Genomic DNA, 17,119 nt, shown 5'->3' with positions numbered 1-17,119 from the left:
CCCGGCTGCGCTCAGGGCTTGGCGGGGTACCAGCGCGGCGTGTACACCCACTGGCCGCCATCGGCACGGGGGAAGGTGCAGGTGGTCGAGGAGCCGACCAGCACCATGGTGCGCATGTCGACCATCTCCGGCAGCAGCTCGCCCAAGGTCACCACCCGCAGGGTCTGCCCTGGCCGGCCGATATCACGGCCCAGCACCACGGGGGTGCCTGCGTCGCGATGGCGGCGTACCAGCTCCAGCGCCACGCCCAGCTGATGCGGCCGGGACTTGGAGATCGGGTTGTAGAACGCCAGAACCAGATCCGCCTGGGCCGCCAGGTCGAGGCGTTTCTCGATGATCGACCAGGGCTTGAGGTTGTCCGACAGCGACATCACGCAGAAGTCGTGGCCCAGTGGCGCCCCTGCCTGGGCGGCGGTAGCCAGCGAGGCCGAGACACCGGGCAGGATCTCCAGCTCGACGCGCTGCCAGGCCGGGTCACTGGATTCGTGGAGCGCTTCGAGCACTGCGGCAGCCATGGCGAACACGCCCGGATCGCCCGACGACACCACCACCACCGAACGCCCTTGCGCCGCCAGCTCGAAGGCATGGCGGGCGCGCTGCATCTCTTCGCGGTTGTCGGTGCAATGCAGCACCTGATCGTTGCGGAAGGGGCCGGCCATGCGCACGTAGGTTTCGTAACCCAGCACATCCTGCGCACGCGCCAGCTCAGCCTTGACCGCCGGTACCATCAGCTCGGCGGCACCAGGGCCCAGGCCGATCACGGCCAGGCGGCCACGGCGCCGGCCAACGCGGTCGATGTCGACAGGTGCCGGGCAAACGGCGTGGGCGAGCCCGACGGCCGAACCTACCCGCGCTTGCGGCACTGCATCAGCCAGCATCCGCTCCAGGCTTTCGGCAGCCGGGGCGAAGCGCAGTGCGACATTCAGTGCCTGTGCAGCTTCGTGCAGCGCCGGCTCCGTCATCTCGGCTTCGCTCGCCAGCAGGCAGGCCAGCGCGGGCTCGGCGATGTTCGCCCGCAGCAGCTCCTCGCGTATTTGGTGCACCAGGTCGGCGCTACCGGCCGTGACCGCCACCACCACGCAACGCGCATGGATCAGCAGTTCGTCCCGGCTGGCCGGACGCAGTGCGCTGCCCACGTGGATAGTGCGTTGCGCCTCGTCACTGGCGGGCAACTGCGCGTGTTCGAGCCACGGCGCGTCGCCTTCGACACGCACCGTCTCGCCCGCCAGCAGGTCGGAGACGAAGCGCTTGCCCTGCTCCAGGTCCGCCAGTGCGTAACCCTCGGGCGGGTTGAGCAGGCAGGTGCCAAAGCGCAGCTCACCACTGGTGGTGATCGCCGCGCTCACACCCAGCGCCTCGCCGATCTCTCGGGCCATGACGTTGACCCCACCCAGGCCACCGAGCAGTGGCACCACGGCGCTGCCGTCCTCGGCCACCACCAGTACCGGTGGCTCGACACCTTTTTCGCTCAACAGCGGCGCCAGGGTGCGAATGACGATACCCGCCGCGCACAGGGCGATGATCGGCGTGTCCTGCTGGTACAGCGCCCGCAGGGTGTCGCCAAATGCTGCGTAGTAGCGGTCGGCCCCTTCAACACGCCCTTCCAGGCCATGGATCAGCGCCTGTGGATAACAGGCCTGGATACGCCGCGCGGTGGCCAGGCTGCCCGGGCCGAGAATGACGATTGCCGGAGCCTTGTTCATCCCTGCCATTTCTCACCCGGCACGATGATCAGCGAGAAGTAAGGCGAGGACTGTGGGTCGACCTCGTCCAGCGCGACGATCTTCTGGTTGGCCATGGTCGCCCGCTCCACGTACAGCGCACGGCTATCCATGCCCAGTTCGGCGAGCACCAGGCGCACCTTGGGGAAGTTGCGTCCCAGTTTCATGATCACTGCGGCGTCGGCATCGGCCAGACGGCGCTTGAGCTCCTCATGGGGCAACACGCCAGAAAGCACGGTGAGGGTCTGGTTGCGATACACCAGCGGCGCTCCGAGCACCGAGGCGCCGCCGAGCATCGAGCACACGCCCGGGATCACCTGGGCCTCGTAGCGCGAGGCCAGGCGGTCGTGCAGATACATGTAGGAGCCGTAGAAGAACGGGTCGCCCTCGCAGATCACCGCCACGTCACGGCCGGCATCCAGGTGTTCGGCCACCTGCAGGCTGGCTTCGTCGTAGAAGTCGCTGATCACCTGCTCATAGGACAGCGGCGCGGGCAGCGCTTCGGTGGTCACCGGGTACACCAGCGGCAACAGGGTCTGTTCGGCCTGCAGGTGCGCTTCGATGATGCCGAAGGCATTGCCGCGCTTGCCCTTGGCGACGAAGTACGCCACCACCGGAGCCTCGCGCAGCAGGCGCAAGGCCTTGACCGTGATCAGCTCAGGGTCGCCTGGGCCCACGCCCAGGCCCAGCAGTCGTCCGCGTGCCTGCATTATTCCACCTCCGTGGCCAGGGCGTTGACTGCCGCGGCGGCCATCGCGCTGCCGCCCAGGCGGCCCTGCATGATCACGAACGGCACGCCGCGGCTGTCGGCGGCGAGCATCGCCTTGGATTCGGCGGCGCCGACGAAGCCGACCGGGAAGCCGAGGATCAACGCCGGTTTCGGTGCACCGGCATCGAGCATTTCCAGCAGGTAGAACAGCGCGGTCGGCGCGTTGCCAATCACCACCACGCTGCCTTCCAGGTGCGGACGCCACAGCCCCAGGGCCACGGCGGAACGGGTGTTGCCTTCGGCCTTGGCCAGGTCCGGCACGCTCGGGTCGCGCAGGGTGCAGATCACCGGGTTGTTGGCAGGCAGACGGGCGCGGGTGATGCCTTCGGCGACCATGTGCGCGTCGCAGAGGATCGGCGCGCCCTTGGCCAGGGCCTCGCGACCGGCAGTGCCGGCGCCTTCGGAAAACTGCAGGCCATCGATGGCCTCGACCATGCCGCAGGCATGGATCACGCGCACAGCGAGCTTTTCAAGATCGGCGGGGATCCGCTCGAGCCGGGCTTCCTCGCGGATGATGCGGAAGGAATTGCGATAGATCTCCTGACCATCGCGGATGTAGTCAATCATCAAGGTGCTCCGTCGGCAGGTCGAGCATGGCGCCTGCTTCTTCTGGGGTGAGGTCGGCGCCGCGCAGCCTGCCGAAGCCCGGCTGGCGCGCATCGCGCAAGTAAAGGTCATAGCGGCCCGGGGCGCGGGCCAGCAGGGTGGCCGGGGCCGTGTGGGCCATGGCGCAGGAACGTGGGCAGGCGCACAGGTGCACGCTGCCTGGGGCGCCGTGGTGCAGCAAGCCGGCCAGGGTCACGGCATCGGCCTTGGTGTCGGCCTGGCCCTTGGCGCAGCCGCTGGAGCCAGTGCAGGCGACGACCCGCGCCAGCGGGTGCTCGCTGTGGCACAGCAGGCCCAGGGCCGCAAGGTGTTCGCGGGCAGGCTGCACATGGGTCGGGTTCAGGTTGGTCAGTACCAGGCTCTGCCAAGGCGTCAGGCGCAAGCTGCCATCGCCCCATTGGCGGACGACATGGGCGGCGCCGCGCAGCATGGCCGGAGTCAGGCGACCAAGGGGTGGCGCGACGCCCAGGGCCACGCCCTGGCGCTGGGGCAGCACGCCAAGCCAGGCACTTGTCGTTGCCGGGCGCTGCCAAGCCAGCGATGAGGTGTCGATTTGCAGGGGCAGCCCTTCAAGGAAGTGCTCCACCGGGCACACCTGCAGCAATTGACGCATGCGCGACTGCTCGGGCGTCGCCAGGTCGAGGAAGCGCTCCAGCACTGCACGCACCAACGCCAGCCCCTGGTCCACCGGCACCGCGCCCAGCGCCTGGCTATTCGACAGGCTGCTGGCGAGCCCGAACCGCAACCAGATGCGTCCTTCGCGCTGCATCGCGGACAGCCACAGATCATGGGCGTGCTCGAGCATCGCCAGCGCTTCGCCGCCATCGAGTTGCATGGCGAACTTGGCCGACAGCTTGTGGAACCTGGGTGTACTTTCCAGCAGGTCGAGAACCTGCCCGGCCAACGGTCGGGTGTCGAACACCATGGCCGGATCGAGACCGGCCAATGGGCTGACCATGAGGTTGCGCACATCATCACCGGCCGCGTCACGCGGGCCGAGCCCGGCAACCAGCAGATGCTCGACCAGGCCCCGGTGATCATCACCGATGCCGCGAATCTGCAGATTGGCCCGGTTGGTCGCCTCGATCACGCCTCCGGCAAAACGCTCGGCGGCGTCGGCCACGGCATCGGCCTGGTCGGCCAGCAGCAGGCCACCGGGCAGCTTGATCCGGCAGATGCCGCCATCGCGCGCGGCGACGATACGCCACAACCCCGGGCAGGCCGAGGGACGGGGCGAAACTTCGGGGGGCAGGGGCGGCGTCAAGGGGGCATCCGGCAATCGTGAAAGTGCGCTTCAGTGTAGAAGGCGCGGTATTATGCCTGCTTTGTCCGGCGGCATGAAAAACCGGTGGTCGAACGCCCCGCGATCAATGAACGGTACGAGGAACAGATGGCCCCCTGGCTGACAGTAATAGGCATCGGCGAAGACGGCTTCAGCGGCCTGGGCAAACAGGCCCGGCGCGCCCTGCTAGCAGCCACGCGCATCATCGGTGCCCCGCGCCAGCTGGCCCTGTTGCCCCGCTGCGTCACCGCCGAGCAACTGCACTGGCCCAGCCCCTTCTCCCTGGCCCCGGTCCTGGCCCTGCGCGGTGAGCCGGTATGCGTATTGGCCAGCGGCGATCCGATGTTCTACGGCGTCGGCGCCAGCCTGGCGCGCCAGCTGCCCGCCGAGGAACTGCAGGTGCTGTCGATGCCCTCCTCCTGCGCCCTGGCCGCCGCCCGCCTGGGTTGGCCGCTGCAGGACGTGCAGGTGGTCTCGGTGGTCGCCCGCCCGCTGGCGGCGCTCAATGCCCACCTGTACAGCGGCATGCGCCTGCTGGTGTTGAGCAACGACGAAAGCAGCCCGGCGGCCATTGCCGCGCAGTTGCGCGAACGTGGCTTCGGCCCCAGCCGTCTCCAGGTGTTCGAACACCTCGGCGGCCCACTGGAACGAACGCTGAGCGGCACCGCCGACGATTGGCCACATACCGACATCGCCCTGCTCAACCTGGTCGCCATCGAATGCCAGGCCTCACCTGATACCCCACGCCTGCCTCGCGTGGCCGGCCTGCCCGATAGCGCCTTCCGTCACGACGGCCAGCTGACCAAGCGCGACGTACGAGCGATTACCCTGGCCCGCCTGGCACCGCAGCCGGGCGAACTGCTGTGGGACGTAGGCGCCGGTTGCGGCTCCATCGGCATCGAATGGATGCGCGCCCATCCCAGCTGCCGCACCCTTGCGAGCGAGGCAGACGAAGGCCGCCAGGGCTACATCGAACACAACCGCGACACCCTCGGGGTGCCCGGCCTGCAACTGATCCGCGGCAAGGCACCCGAGGCCTTGGCCGGGCTGGAGCGTCCGGACGCGATCTTCATCGGCGGCGGCGTCACCCGCGAAGGCGTGCTCGACCTGTGCTGGCAGCGCCTGCTGCCGGGCGGGCGCCTGGTTGCCAACGCCGTCACGCTGCAAAGCGAGGTCGCCCTGGCGCAGTTTCGCGACCAGCATGGCGGCGAGTTGACCCGTATCCATATCGCCCACACCCAGCCGCTGGGCAGTTTCGACACCTGGCGCCAGGCCCTGCCGATCACTTTGCTCGATGTGGTGAAACCCGTCGATGCGTGAAGAAACCCGCGAACAGCCCGCGCCCCTGCGCAGCGGCCTGACCACCGGCAGCTGCGCCACCGCCACCAGCCTGGCGGCGGCGCGCCTGCTGCTGACCGGCCAGCACAATGACGCGGTGCACATCACCCTGCCCAAGGGCAAGGTGGTAGAGATGCGCCTGGAGTTCTGCCATCTCAAAGGCGAAGCCGCCGAAGCCGGCACCCTGAAAGATGCCGGCGACGACCCCGATGTCACCCATGGCGCCCTGCTCTACAGCCAGGTGCGCCTGCTGGCCGAGCCCGGCATTCGCTTTGTCGCCGGGCAAGGCGTGGGGACCGTGACCCGCCCGGGGCTGGTGCTGGGCGTCGGCGAGCCGGCGATCAACCCGGTACCGCGCAGGATGATCGGCGACCACTTGCAACAGTTGGCCTGCGAATGTGGCTATGACGGCGGTTTTGAAGTCACGGTCAATGTCCAGGACGGCGAGTCGCTGGCCCTGAAGACCATGAACCCGCGCCTGGGCATCCTCGGCGGGCTGTCGATCCTCGGTACCAGCGGCATCGTCCGGCCGTTTTCCTGCTCGGCCTACATCGCCTCGATCCACCAGGGCATCGACGTCGCCCACACCAACGGCTACACGCACATCGCCGCCTGTACCGGCAACGCCAGCGAAGACACCATGCGCCGGGTCTACGACCTGCCGGAAATCGCCCTGATCGAGATGGGCGACTTCGTCGGCGCCGTGCTCAAGCACCTGCGCAAGGTGCCGGTGCCGCGCCTCACGCTGTGCGGCGGCTTCGGCAAGATCAGCAAGCTGGCGGCCGGGCACATGGACCTGCACAGCCGTCATTCGAGCATCGACCTGCCGCAACTGGCGGGCTGGGCGGCGGCCATTGGCGCGGACCAGGCCCTGCAACAGGCGATCGTCGCCGCCAACACCAGCCAGCAGGCCCTCGCCCTGGCGCATGCCGCCGGCATCGCCCTGGGTGACGAGGTGTGCCGCCACGCCCTGGTCTTCGCCCGCAGCGTGGTGCCGGCCCAGGTGCAGGTGGAAGTGTTCGCCATCGACCGCCAGGGTGGCATCGTCGGCAAGGCGGGTGTGGCATGAACGGGCGCATCCTGCTCCTCGGCGGCGTCACCGAAGCCCTGGCCATCGCCCGCCAGTTGGGTCCGCAACATGTCTACAGCCTCGCCGGCATCGGCCGCATTCCCCAGGACCTGGCCTGCCAGGTGCGAGTCGGCGGCTATGGCGGCGCCGAAGGCCTGGCCGAGTACATGCGCGCCGAAGGCATCGACCTGCTGATCGACGCCACCCATCCCTATGCCGCGCAGATCAGCCGCAACGCCGCCCTCGCCGCACACTGCGCCGGCATTCCCTGCTGGGCCCTGCGCCGTCCGGCATGGCAGGCGCAGCCCGGTGATGACTGGCGCGAAGTCGAGGACTGGGCCGGGCTGATCGCGGCGCTGGCCCCATTCGAACGCCCCTTGTTCACCCTAGGTCGAGAGCCCCTGCAACACCTGGACGAAATCCCGCCACACCAGTTCTGGACCCTGCGCGCCCTCGAGGCGTGCCCCGGCAATGACCGCTGCGAAGTGATCGGTGCGCGCGGGCCATTCCTCATCGACGATGAACGTGCCCTGTTCGAACGTCGGCAGATCGACGTGCTGGTGAGCAAGAACAGCGGCAGCACGGCCACCGAGCCGAAACTGGAAGTGGCGCGGGAGCGCGGGATTCCAGTACTGGTGCTCGAGCGGCCGGTGCTGCCGGAAGTGGATCGGGCATTTCACGATGCAGGGTCGCTGCTAGAGGCACTCGGCCTGTTCAAGGCCTGATCATGCTACGTATATCCCATTGACATATCCACTCCTGGAATTAAACTCCGGACATACATTTGCGCTTTCAAGGAGGCCCATCATGGAGCAAGGTGCAGTCTTCAAAAGCAACCGCAGCCAGGCTATCCGCATGCCAAAAGCCCTCGCCCTTCCAGACGACGTCACCCGAGTGGACATCGTCGCGGTGGGCCGTTCCCGTATCATCTCGCCTGCCGGCGAAAGCTGGGACAGCTGGTTCGAGGGTGACGATGTGAGTTCGGACTTCATGGCGAGCAGGGAACAGCCAGCCGACCAGGAGCGCGAAGGATTCTGATGCTCAGGTACATGCTCGATACCAACATCTGCATTTTCACCATCAAGAACAAGCCACAAGTGGTGCGCGAGGCATTCAATCGGCACCACGGCCAGTTGGCCATCAGCACGGTAACCCTGATGGAGTTGATCTACGGTGCGGAAAAGTCCGCCGCGCCGGAGCGTAATCTGGCCATTGTCGAGGGGTTCGCCGCACGGCTCGATGTGCTTGACTACGACATTCAGGGCGCAGCTCACACCGCGCAGCTACGTGCGGAACTGGCCAAGGCCGGCACGCCCATCGGCCCCTACGACAGAATGATTGCCGGCCACGCCCGCGCGCGCGGCCTCACGCTGGTGACCAACAACCTGCGCGAGTTCCAGCGTGTTCCGGGGCTGCGTGTGGAAGATTGGGTGACACATCCACGCTGACGGTCGCGAGATGGCCCTGTGCCTTGATCCTGCCGTAAAATCACCTCTCCCCTTCTGGAAGGCTCCACCCATATGGAAATGCAATGGTGGATCTGGCTCGTCTTCGGCGTGGCCTTGATCCTGCTGGAACTGGTACTCCCCACCTTCTTCATCCTCTGGTTCGGCATCGGCGCCGTGCTGGTGTCGCTCGTCTCGCTGCTCGCGCCCAGCCTGCAACTCGATATGCAGGGCCTGCTGTGGGTGGTGTTCTCATCGATCACCACCGTGCTCTGGTTCAAGGTGTTCCGCCGCAAGAAGCCAGACGTGCGCTGGACCGCCGACAGCGTGATCGGCGAGGTCGGCCTGCTGACCGCCAACGTGTCGCAGTTCCAGAAAGGCCGGGTGCGCTTCCAGAAACCGATCCTCGGCAACGAGGAATGGACCTGCGTCGCCGACAGCGACATCCCCGCCGGCGAGCGCGTGCGCCTGGCCGCCATCGAAGGCAACACCGCCCGGGTTACCCGGGCCTGAATCCGCACTAAAAGGAAGTTCGCACCATGACCAGCCTCATCGTCGTCGCCACCCTCGCTGTATTCGTCCTCATCACCGTGTTCAAGGGCGTGCGCATCGTGCCCCAGGGCGAGGAATGGATCGTCGAGCGCCTGGGCCGCTACCACAGCACTCTCAAGCCGGGCCTGAACATCGTCATTCCGTACATGGACGTGGTCGCCTACCGCCTGCCGACCAAGGACATCATCCTCGATGTGCAACAGCAGGAAATCATCACCAAGGACAATGCGGTGATCGTCGCCAACGCCCTGTGCTTCGCCAAGGTGGTCGACCCACAGAAAGCCTCGTACGGCGTGCAGAACTTCTCGTTCGCCGTCACCAGCCTGACCATGACCTCGCTGCGCGCCATCGTCGGCGCCATGGACCTGGACGAGGCGCTGTCCAGCCGCGAGCAGATCAAGGCGCGCCTGCGCGAGGCGATGTCCGAGCAAACCGAAGACTGGGGCGTGACCGTGCGCTCGGTGGAGATCCAGGACATCAAGCCGTCGCCGAGCATGCAGACCGCCATGGAGCGTCAGGCCGCCGCCGAGCGTGAACGTAAAGCCGACGTGACCCGCGCCGAGGGCAACAAGCAGGCGGCGATTCTCGAGGCCGAAGCGCGCCTGCAGGCGGCCAAGCTGGATGCCGAGGCCCAGGTGAACCTGGCCGAGGCGTCGGCGCGGGCGATCACCCTGGTCAAGGAAGCCGTGGGTAGCGAGACCGTGCCGGCCATGTACCTGCTGGGTGAGCGTTACATTGGCGCAATGGAAAACCTGGCGGCCAGCGACAATTCGAAAGTCGTGGTGCTGCCGGCTGACCTGCAGGAAACCGTGCGCGGCCTGATGGGGCGCGGCAAGGCCTGATATCACCTGCGGCTGCTGTGCAGCCCCAGGTGCGGCACTTCACCGCACCCCGGCTTTTTTACCTATACTCCGCCGTACAATAGCCATCACGATTCCTGACCGGATCTCTCCATGCCCCCACGTCGGCACATTGCCTGGATAGCCTGCCTTGCAGTGCTGTTCAACCTGCTGGCCATGCCGCTGTCTTCTGCCGCGCCCAAAGGCCCGGCCGAGCAGTTGCTGTGGGGGGCTTTCTGCTCCAGCATGGCCAACAAGGCCAAGGTCGATGTCCAGGCCCTGGCCAAGATCGACCTGGGGCAGCAAAGCGACGAAAGCGCCAGCATGATGAACTGCTGGTGCTGCCTGGGCGCGGCGCCACTGCTGGCCTTGCCCAGCTACCCGCCACAGTTGCACAACCCGCCGCTTCTGATCGCCAGGCACCTGCCGCACCTCGCCGACTACCAACCCACGCCGCGCCAGCTCTGGCCCGCGCTCAATCCTCGTGCCTCTCCGCTGGTCTGATTTCACTACGCTGTCCTTCAGAAACTGAACAGACCGGAGACTCACCCATGCTCAAGCAAGCCCTCGTCCTGGCCGCCCTGCTGCTGCCCGGCGCCTACGCCAACGCCCACGAGTACAGCGTCGGCGACCTGCACATCGCCCACCCCTGGTCGCTGGAGCTGCCGCCGAACGCGCCTAACGTCGCGGCCTACTTTGTCGTGCACAACAACGGCAAGGCCGATGACCGCCTGCTCTCGGTGCAAAGCCCCATCACCGACGACGCCCAGTTGCACGAGCATGTGATGAGCGCCGCCGGCGCCATGAAGATGCAGCATGTACCTAGCGTATTGGTCCCGGCCGGCAAGGATGTGGTGTTCGCCCCCAGCGCCTACCACGTGATGATCATGCAGCCCAAGGACCGCAGCCTGCTCACCGATGGCAAACGCTTCCCGCTGACCCTGCACTTCGAGAAAGCCGGTGACGTCACGGTCGACGTCGCGGTGCAGAAGCAGCCGCCGGCCGAACAAGCCGCAGCGCACGAACACACGCACTGACCGACTGACAGGCGCTCGCCATGAGCCTGCCGCGCTACAGCTCCGCCCGCAGCACCCGCCCTGATCGCAGGCGCGTCGGTGGCGGCTGGCTGAGCCTGTTCGCCATGTGGATGATCTTCATCGGCCCGCTGGTTTCCCAGTCGATGCCAATGGAGCACCACGCCGGCATGCCCATGGACATGTCGATGAGCATGCCCATGGCCCACGCTCACGACGAGCACCATGGCCACGGCAACGATGGCCAGCTGCATGTCATGTGGGAGAAGTGCGGCTACTGCAGCCTGCTGTTCAACTGCCCCGCCCTGCCCCAGACCCTCAGCCCGCTGACTGCGGGCAGCCAACTCCCCCCTGTCCACCTCGCCAATGCCACGCGCCAGGGCCATGCCCGGCAGGCTGTATTCCCCGGCGCCCGCAGCCGCGCGCCGCCCGGTTCGATCGTCGCCTGAACACAACCCGATAAACGCCCGAAGCCAGGAGGCTTCGCGCTGACTCATGACTGATCGACTGGAATCATTATGTCCGGCTGCACCCCTGTTTTTGCCCTTTCCCTGCGCGGCACCATCGCCGTGCTCTGCGGCTCGCTGCTCGCGCCACTGGCCCTTGCCGCCGAAACCGGCCACGAAGGCCACATCCACGACGCGGCCGAACTGAGCCCGACGGTGATCACCGCCATCGCCCCGAGCTCGCCGCTGACCGTGGTCACCAACCCCAAGGACCCGCGCCAGCCCGTGCCGGCCAGCGACGGCGGTGACTACCTCAAGACCATCCCCGGGTTCTCGGTGATCCGCGCTGGCGGCACCAATGGCGACCCGGTGCTGCGCGGCATGTTCGGTTCGCGCCTGAACATCCTCACCAACGGCGGCATGATGCTCGGCGCCTGCCCGGGCCGCATGGACGCGCCAACCTCGTACATCTCGCCGGAAACCTACGACCGCCTCACCGTGATCAAGGGCCCGCAGAGCGTGATCTGGGGGCCGGGCGGCTCGGCTGGCACCATTCTCTTCGAGCGTGAGCCGGAGAAGTTCGGCGAGTTGGGTAGCCGGGTCAACGGCAGCGTATTGGCTGGCTCCAACGGCCGCTTCGACAAGGTCCTCGACGCCGCGGCCGGCAACCAGCTCGGCTACGTGCGCTTCATCGGTAACCAGTCGCACTCGGACGACTTCGAGGACGGCAACGGCGATACCGTGCCGTCGCGCTGGGACAAGTGGAACGGCGACGTCAGCCTCGGCTGGACCCCGGACGCCGACACCTTGCTGGAACTGACCGCTGGCAAGGGCGACGGCGAGGCTCGCTCCGCCGGACGCGGCATGGACGGTTCGCAGTTCAAGCGCGAGAGCCTGGGGCTGCGCTTCGAGAAGTCCAACCTGGGCGAGGTGCTCGACAAGGTCGAGGCGCAGGTCTACTACAACTACGCTGACCACGTGATGGACAACTACACCCTGCGCACTCCGTCGGGCACCGGCATGATGGGCATGCCCATGGTCAGCAACGTCGACCGCCGTACCATGGGCGCACGGATCAAGGCCACCTGGCGCTGGGCCGACGTGCAACTGATCAGCGGCATCGACGCGCAGACCAACGAACACCGCCAGCGCGGCGGCATGGGCGTCAACGCGCACAAGGGCCAGCCCTGGACCAAGGACGCCGACTTCCACAACTACGGCGCCTTCGGCGAGCTCACCTGGTATGCGACCGGTGAGGATCGCCTGGTCACCGGCGCCCGCCTGGACCGTGCCTCGGCCCGCGATTTCCGCAAGGGCAGCGCCACCGAAGGCGACACCCGCGCCGACACCCTGCCCAGCGGCTTCGTGCGCTACGAGCACGACCTGGCGGCGATTCCGGCCACCACCTACATCGGCCTCGGCCACACCCAGCGCTTCCCCGACTACTGGGAGCTGTTCTCGCCCAAGCGCGCCCCGGCCGGCTCGGTCAACGCCTTCGACGGCATCAAGCCGGAGAAGACCACCCAGCTCGACTTCGGCATCCAGTACCGCGACGAGCGCCTGGAGGCCTGGGCCTCGGGTTATGTCGGGCAGGTCCGCGACTACATCCTGTTCGACTACCAGCGCAACATGATGGGCTCGCTCACCTCCCAGGCGCAGAACGTCGACGCCCGCATCATGGGCGGCGAACTGGGCGCGGCCTACAAACTGACCGAGAACTGGAAGGCCGACGCCACCCTGGCCTACGCCTGGGGCAAGAACAGCAGCGACGGCAAGGCCCTGCCACAGATGCCACCGCTGGAAAGCCGCCTGGGGCTGACCTACAGCCGCGACACCTGGAGCGTCGGTGCCCTGTGGCGCCTGGTCGCCGAGCAGAACCGCATTGCCAAAAACCAGGGCAACGTGGTCGGCAAGGATTACGACGCAAGCTCAGGCTTCGGCGTGTTCTCGCTCAACGGCGCCTACAAGGTCAACAACAACCTCAAGCTCAGCGCGGGCGTCGACAACCTGTTCGACAAGGCCTACGCCGAGCACCTGAACCTGGCCGGGAACGCCGGGTTCGGCTACCCGGCCAGCGCCACGGACCCGGTGAACGAGCCAGGCAGGACCTTCTGGACCAAGGTCGACTTCAGCTTCTGACAACAACAAACGGGCGCGGGACCTGACCGCGCCCACTTAAGGTCTACGGGAGGCTCTAATGAGCAAACCAAACGTTTCCTTCTACAACCTTGCGTGGCGCTGGCATTTCTATGCCGGGCTGTTCGTGGCGCCATTCATGATCCTGCTGGCGCTTACCGGGATCATCTACCTGTTCAAGCCGCAACTCGATCCGTTGATGTACCGCGAGCTGATGGTGGTCGAGGCCGGCCATCACCGACAGGGCGCCGACACGCTGCTGGCCAACGTGCGCCAGGCTTATCCACAAGGCCAGGTGGGACAGTATCTGCCGCCGGTGAGCGCCGAGCGCAGCGCACAGTTCGTGGTGCATGACGGCGGGCGCGAGCTGAATGTCTTCGTCGACCCGTACAGCGGCCAGGTACTGGGCGAGCAGGATGGCAAACAGAACCTGCAGGCCATCGCACGCGCCTTGCATGGCGAACTGATGGTCGGCACGGTCGGTGACCGGCTGGTTGAACTGGCGGCGGGCTGGGGCATTGTGCTGGTGGTGTCCGGGCTCTATCTCTGGTGGCCACGCGGGCGCAGCAGCGCGGGCGTGCTGTGGCCACGTTTCAGCGCGCGCGGCCGCTTGCTGTGGCGCGACCTGCATGCCGTCACCGGTTTCTGGGGCTCGGCCCTGCTGCTGCTGATGCTGCTCAGCGGCATGACCTGGACCGGGCTGTGGGGCAAACAGTACGCCGACCTGTGGAACCGCTTCCCGGCGGCCATGTGGAACGACGTGCCCAAGTCCGACAAAGAAGCCCGCGACCTCAACAGCGCCCACCGCCAGACCGTGCCGTGGGCGATGGAGAACACGCCGATGCCAGTGTCCGGCGCCCATGCCGAGCATGCCGGGCATCACATGATGGATCATGCACCAGCGGCGCCGCAGGTCAGCCTGCAACAAGTCGAGGATGTCGCCACCCTGCGCAAGGTCGAACCGGGCTACAGCATCACCCTGCCGACCAGTGCCGACGGCGTGTTCACCATCGCGGTGTTCGCCGACGATCCGCGCAACGACGCCACCCTGCATGTCGACCAGTACACCGGGCAGGTGCTGGCCGACGTGCGCTGGCAGGACTACAGCCCGGTGGCCCGCGCCACGGAGCTGGGGGTGATGCTGCACGAGGGCAAGATGTTCGGGCCGTTGAACCAGCTCGTCATCCTGCTGGTGTGCCTGATGATCTTGCTGGGTTCGGTAAGCGGGCTGGTGATGTGGTGGAAGCGCAAGCCGGCCGGTGGGCTGGGGGTGCCGCCACTGCGCCATGACCTGCCGCGCTGGAAGACGGCGGTGGCGGTGATGCTGGTGCTGGGCCTCGCCTTCCCGCTGGTGGGGTTGTCCATGGTGGTGATGTGGGGGGTGGATAGCCTGGTGGTGCGGCAGCGGGCCTTGGCCCGGGCCTGAGACCTTGCTTGGCTGTTCCGGCCTGATCGCCGGCAAGCCGGCTCCCACAAGGGTGGATGCGATCCCTGTGGGAGCCGGCTTGCCAGCGATGATGCCAGCCCATGCAACCATTGACTCCAGTCATGTCGAGCATCGCGCTGTACCGCCAAGATCGTGCCGATCTGCCACACCCGCGATTGGAACGCGACGTGATAGCCTACTCGGCTTTCGCTCACAAAAAGACTGACCCTCAATGGAATGCAGCCTATGACCCGGACCTCCCAGACACCCTCCGAAGAGCAGCACCTGCAACGCAACCTGACCAACCGCCACATCCAGCTCATCGCCATTGGCGGCGCCATCGGCACCGGCCTGTTCATGGGCTCGGGCAAGACCATCAGCCTGGCCGGCCCGTCGATCATCTTCGTCTACATGATCATCGGCTTCATGCTGTTCTTCGTCATGCGCGCCATGGGCGAGCTGCTGCTGTCGAACCTCAACTACAAGTCGTTCATCGATTTCTCCGCCGACCTGCTTGGCCCCTGGGCCGGCTACTTCACCGGCTGGACCTACTGGTTCTGCTGGGTGGTCACCGGCATCGCCGACGTGGTGGCGATTGCCGCCTACACACAATTCTGGTTCCCCGACCTGCCGCAGTGGATACCGGCGCTGAGCTGCGTGGCGCTGTTGCTGTCGCTGAACCTGGTGACGGTGAAGATGTTCGGCGAAATGGAATTCTGGTTCGCCCTGATCAAGATCATCGCCATCATGGGCCTGGTCGCCACCGGCCTGTACATGGTCATCACCGGCTTCCAGTCGCCGAGTGGGCACACCGCCACCCTGACCAACCTGTGGAATGACGGCGGCATGTTCCCCAATGGCCTGCTGGGCTTCTTCGCCGGCTTCCAGATCGCCGTATTCGCCTTCGTCGGTATCGAACTGGTGGGCACCACCGCCGCCGAAGCGAAGAACCCCGAGCGCACCCTGCCGCGGGCGATCAACTCGATCCCGATCCGCATCATCGTGTTCTACGTGCTGGCGCTGATCGCCATCATGGCCGTGACCCCATGGCGCGACGTGGTGCCGGGCAAGAGCCCGTTCGTCGAGCTGTTCGTGCTGGCCGGCCTGCCGGCGGCGGCAAGCATCATCAACTTCGTGGTGCTGACTTCTGCGGCCTCGTCGGCCAACAGCGGCGTGTTCTCCACCAGCCGCATGCTGTTCGGCCTGGCCCAGGAGGGCGATGCGCCCAAGGCGTTCGAGAAACTCTCGCGCCGCGCGGTGCCGGCCAACGGCCTGTACTTCTCCTGCACCTGCCTGCTGCTGGGCGCGGTGCTGATCTACCTGGTACCCAATGTGATCGAAGCCTTCACCCTGGTGACGACGGTGTCGGCGGTGCTGTTCATGTTCGTCTGGACGCTGATCCTGCTGTCGTACCTGAGCTACCGCAAGCAACGTGCGGCGCTGCATGAGCAATCCACCTACAAGATGCCCGGCGGGCGCTTCATGTGCTACGTGTGCCTGGTGTTCTTCGCCGGCATCCTGGTGCTGTTGAGCCTGGAGGCCGATACGCGCTCGGCGCTGGTGGTGACGCCGATCTGGTTCTTGTTGCTGGCAGTGACCTACCAATTTGTTCGCAGCAAGCGCCAACCGCGGGCAGAGGTGCGTGACGCCTAAACCCATCGCGGGGCAAGCCCGCTCCCATGCCGATCTCCACAGGCTGGCGTGGGAGCGGGCTTGCCCAGCGATTAGGCCTACTGGCCGTGCTCCAACCCTTCAAGCACAGCCTCAGCCAACGCCAACCCCTTCTCCAGCGAGTTCTCCGTTGCCGTCAGCAGACTGCGCAACGGCTCCCCGGCCTTCTCCAATGCTGCGGCATTGGTCTCATACGCCGCCTTCAACGCCGCCACGGCGCACACCAGCGCATCCTCGCTATCGACCCCGGCCTGCACCGAGAGCATCGGCGCGTGGGCGTGATTGCAGGTGCCAAAGTGGGAACTGCCGGTGACCGGACGTGATTTGCGCGGGGTGAGGTTGACCAGCGATTCCTGGTTCATGGCTGCACCTCTCGATGAAAGGTGGAGATCTCGATAAATGCGAACGGTGGATCTGGAACGATCTTCTTGAGCATGGTGCTACTCCTTGCAGCCTTCTGAAGTGTATCTCCGTGCCCATACGCCAATATGGGTGGACGGAGCCGTGCGGGTTGGCGTTGCCGGTCAGAAGGTCCGGTGAGCCCGAAGGCTCCCACACACGGCTCCGCCCATAACGGGTGCAACCATGCAGGACACGCTATCGCAAGTGCGATGTGCCCGGTTCTGACAGCGGGACGCCAATCCCGAACCGCAGAAACTACTGCGGTGCGGCACGGTACTCAAGTACCGCTTATGTGTCAAAAGTGTTCACTGCCCCCGGCCCCAATCCTGTGCAGGCCTGTGCAGCAAGCACCATCCTGGCCCCACCCCGCGCCCCGATTCGTC

General features: G+C 66.4%; 18 protein-coding genes. 13 read left to right on the top strand and 5 right to left on the bottom strand.

From position 1 onward, the window contains the following. Nucleotides 1–11 precede the first annotated feature (11 nt). From cobJ to cobG, 4 genes are read right to left on the bottom strand one after another with little or no spacing between them, the layout of a single operon-like run. Complete coding sequence (gene cobJ / locus C3F42_RS20965) at nucleotides 12–1,712, bottom strand: precorrin-3B C(17)-methyltransferase (protein WP_038706877.1); 1,701 nt, start codon at nucleotides 1,710–1,712, stop codon at nucleotides 12–14. Beyond that, complete coding sequence (locus tag C3F42_RS20960) at nucleotides 1,700–2,431, bottom strand: precorrin-2 C(20)-methyltransferase (protein WP_031316572.1); 732 nt, start codon at nucleotides 2,429–2,431, stop codon at nucleotides 1,700–1,702. The genes cobJ and C3F42_RS20960 overlap by 13 nt, the downstream gene beginning before the upstream one ends. Further along, complete coding sequence (locus C3F42_RS20955; RefSeq protein WP_094012241.1) at nucleotides 2,431–3,057, bottom strand: precorrin-8X methylmutase; 627 nt, start codon at nucleotides 3,055–3,057, stop codon at nucleotides 2,431–2,433. The genes C3F42_RS20960 and C3F42_RS20955 overlap by 1 nt, the downstream gene beginning before the upstream one ends. Continuing rightward, a complete protein-coding gene (gene cobG, locus C3F42_RS20950) occupies nucleotides 3,050–4,375 on the bottom strand; it encodes a precorrin-3B synthase (RefSeq protein ID WP_038706878.1) in 1,326 nt (441 codons plus the stop codon). The genes C3F42_RS20955 and cobG overlap by 8 nt, the downstream gene beginning before the upstream one ends. 111 nt (nucleotides 4,376–4,486) lie before the next feature. Between cobG and cbiE the strand changes: the two genes are divergently transcribed. The 13 genes from cbiE to cycA all read left to right on the top strand — a co-directional run bounded on the left by cbiE (nucleotide 4,487) and on the right by cycA (nucleotide 16,316). After that, a complete protein-coding gene (gene cbiE / locus C3F42_RS20945; protein WP_104445328.1) occupies nucleotides 4,487–5,698 on the top strand; it encodes a precorrin-6y C5,15-methyltransferase (decarboxylating) subunit CbiE in 1,212 nt (403 codons plus the stop codon). Next, nucleotides 5,691–6,785, top strand: coding sequence for a cobalt-precorrin-5B (C(1))-methyltransferase (locus tag C3F42_RS20940; RefSeq protein WP_094012239.1), 1,095 nt, complete (start codon nucleotides 5,691–5,693; stop codon nucleotides 6,783–6,785). The genes cbiE and C3F42_RS20940 overlap by 8 nt, the downstream gene beginning before the upstream one ends. Further along, on the top strand, nucleotides 6,782–7,510 hold the full coding sequence (locus C3F42_RS20935) for a cobalt-precorrin-6A reductase (RefSeq protein WP_028691287.1): 729 nt from the start codon (nucleotides 6,782–6,784) through the stop codon (nucleotides 7,508–7,510). The genes C3F42_RS20940 and C3F42_RS20935 overlap by 4 nt, the downstream gene beginning before the upstream one ends. Before the next feature lie 82 nt (nucleotides 7,511–7,592). After that, entirely contained in the window at nucleotides 7,593–7,823 is a 231-nt protein-coding gene (vapB, locus tag C3F42_RS20930) for a type II toxin-antitoxin system VapB family antitoxin (protein WP_094012238.1), read from the top strand. Continuing rightward, nucleotides 7,823–8,233 carry a tRNA(fMet)-specific endonuclease VapC gene (gene vapC / locus C3F42_RS20925; RefSeq protein ID WP_028691288.1) on the top strand — a complete coding sequence of 137 codons (411 nt, stop codon included), beginning with the start codon at nucleotides 7,823–7,825 and terminating at the stop codon, nucleotides 8,231–8,233. The genes vapB and vapC overlap by 1 nt, the downstream gene beginning before the upstream one ends. 72 nt (nucleotides 8,234–8,305) lie before the next feature. Next, nucleotides 8,306–8,743: an NfeD family protein gene (locus C3F42_RS20920; protein WP_088852331.1), complete on the top strand. Its 438-nt coding sequence runs from the start codon at nucleotides 8,306–8,308 to the stop codon at nucleotides 8,741–8,743. Between the two features lie 26 nt (nucleotides 8,744–8,769). Next, nucleotides 8,770–9,624 (top strand): SPFH domain-containing protein, encoded by an 855-nt coding sequence (locus tag C3F42_RS20915; protein ID WP_023631114.1) that lies wholly within the window; start codon nucleotides 8,770–8,772, stop codon nucleotides 9,622–9,624. Nucleotides 9,625–9,735: 111 nt separating this feature from the next. Next, nucleotides 9,736–10,125 (top strand): DUF2946 domain-containing protein, encoded by a 390-nt coding sequence (locus C3F42_RS20910; RefSeq protein WP_094012237.1) that lies wholly within the window; start codon nucleotides 9,736–9,738, stop codon nucleotides 10,123–10,125. A 47-nt stretch (nucleotides 10,126–10,172) separates the two neighbouring features. Beyond that, the gene (locus C3F42_RS20905) at nucleotides 10,173–10,658 is read left to right on the top strand and encodes a copper chaperone PCu(A)C (protein WP_023631116.1); all 486 of its coding nucleotides are present in this window, start codon (nucleotides 10,173–10,175) and stop codon (nucleotides 10,656–10,658) included. Nucleotides 10,659–10,678: 20 nt separating this feature from the next. Further along, nucleotides 10,679–11,104 (top strand): DUF2946 domain-containing protein, encoded by a 426-nt coding sequence (locus tag C3F42_RS20900; RefSeq protein WP_023631117.1) that lies wholly within the window; start codon nucleotides 10,679–10,681, stop codon nucleotides 11,102–11,104. Nucleotides 11,105–11,173: 69 nt separating this feature from the next. Next, nucleotides 11,174–13,240: a TonB-dependent copper receptor gene (locus tag C3F42_RS20895; RefSeq protein WP_104444853.1), complete on the top strand. Its 2,067-nt coding sequence runs from the start codon at nucleotides 11,174–11,176 to the stop codon at nucleotides 13,238–13,240. Between the two features lie 58 nt (nucleotides 13,241–13,298). After that, nucleotides 13,299–14,663, top strand: coding sequence for a PepSY domain-containing protein (locus C3F42_RS20890; RefSeq protein ID WP_104444852.1), 1,365 nt, complete (start codon nucleotides 13,299–13,301; stop codon nucleotides 14,661–14,663). 246 nt (nucleotides 14,664–14,909) lie between these two features. After that, nucleotides 14,910–16,316: a D-serine/D-alanine/glycine transporter gene (gene cycA / locus C3F42_RS20880; protein ID WP_023630078.1), complete on the top strand. Its 1,407-nt coding sequence runs from the start codon at nucleotides 14,910–14,912 to the stop codon at nucleotides 16,314–16,316. Nucleotides 16,317–16,393: 77 nt separating this feature from the next. Here cycA and C3F42_RS20875 read toward each other — a convergent pair whose 3' ends face one another. Continuing rightward, entirely contained in the window at nucleotides 16,394–16,696 is a 303-nt protein-coding gene (locus C3F42_RS20875) for a hypothetical protein (RefSeq protein WP_104444850.1), read from the bottom strand. Between the last annotated feature and the right edge of the window lie 423 nt (nucleotides 16,697–17,119).

Origin of the sequence: Pseudomonas sp. PONIH3 (assembly GCF_002934345.1) — a bacterium.
GTDB classification, from domain to species: Bacteria; Pseudomonadota; Gammaproteobacteria; order Pseudomonadales; family Pseudomonadaceae; genus Aquipseudomonas; species Aquipseudomonas soli.
The sequence above is the reverse complement of the archived record's forward strand: the minus strand, read 5'-3'. Positions and strand labels throughout refer to the sequence as shown.

Excerpts from the sequence above, each read along its gene's own strand:
- cobJ (WP_038706877.1), bottom strand. The coding sequence starts at position 1,712 with ATGGCAGGGATGAACAAGGCTCCGGCAATCGTCATTCTCGGCCCGGGC.
- C3F42_RS20960 (WP_031316572.1), bottom strand. The coding sequence starts at position 2,431 with ATGCAGGCACGCGGACGACTGCTGGGCCTGGGCGTGGGCCCAGGCGAC.
- C3F42_RS20955 (WP_094012241.1), bottom strand. The coding sequence starts at position 3,057 with ATGATTGACTACATCCGCGATGGTCAGGAGATCTATCGCAATTCCTTC.
- cbiE (WP_104445328.1), top strand. The coding sequence starts at position 4,487 with ATGGCCCCCTGGCTGACAGTAATAGGCATCGGCGAAGACGGCTTCAGC.
- C3F42_RS20940 (WP_094012239.1), top strand. The coding sequence starts at position 5,691 with ATGCGTGAAGAAACCCGCGAACAGCCCGCGCCCCTGCGCAGCGGCCTG.
- C3F42_RS20935 (WP_028691287.1), top strand. The coding sequence starts at position 6,782 with ATGAACGGGCGCATCCTGCTCCTCGGCGGCGTCACCGAAGCCCTGGCC.
- vapB (WP_094012238.1), top strand. The coding sequence starts at position 7,593 with ATGGAGCAAGGTGCAGTCTTCAAAAGCAACCGCAGCCAGGCTATCCGC.
- vapC (WP_028691288.1), top strand. The coding sequence starts at position 7,823 with ATGCTCAGGTACATGCTCGATACCAACATCTGCATTTTCACCATCAAG.
- C3F42_RS20920 (WP_088852331.1), top strand. The coding sequence starts at position 8,306 with ATGGAAATGCAATGGTGGATCTGGCTCGTCTTCGGCGTGGCCTTGATC.
- C3F42_RS20915 (WP_023631114.1), top strand. The coding sequence starts at position 8,770 with ATGACCAGCCTCATCGTCGTCGCCACCCTCGCTGTATTCGTCCTCATC.
- C3F42_RS20910 (WP_094012237.1), top strand. The coding sequence starts at position 9,736 with ATGCCCCCACGTCGGCACATTGCCTGGATAGCCTGCCTTGCAGTGCTG.
- C3F42_RS20905 (WP_023631116.1), top strand. The coding sequence starts at position 10,173 with ATGCTCAAGCAAGCCCTCGTCCTGGCCGCCCTGCTGCTGCCCGGCGCC.
- C3F42_RS20900 (WP_023631117.1), top strand. The coding sequence starts at position 10,679 with ATGAGCCTGCCGCGCTACAGCTCCGCCCGCAGCACCCGCCCTGATCGC.
- C3F42_RS20895 (WP_104444853.1), top strand. The coding sequence starts at position 11,174 with ATGTCCGGCTGCACCCCTGTTTTTGCCCTTTCCCTGCGCGGCACCATC.
- C3F42_RS20890 (WP_104444852.1), top strand. The coding sequence starts at position 13,299 with ATGAGCAAACCAAACGTTTCCTTCTACAACCTTGCGTGGCGCTGGCAT.
- cycA (WP_023630078.1), top strand. The coding sequence starts at position 14,910 with ATGACCCGGACCTCCCAGACACCCTCCGAAGAGCAGCACCTGCAACGC.
- C3F42_RS20875 (WP_104444850.1), bottom strand. The coding sequence starts at position 16,696 with ATGAACCAGGAATCGCTGGTCAACCTCACCCCGCGCAAATCACGTCCG.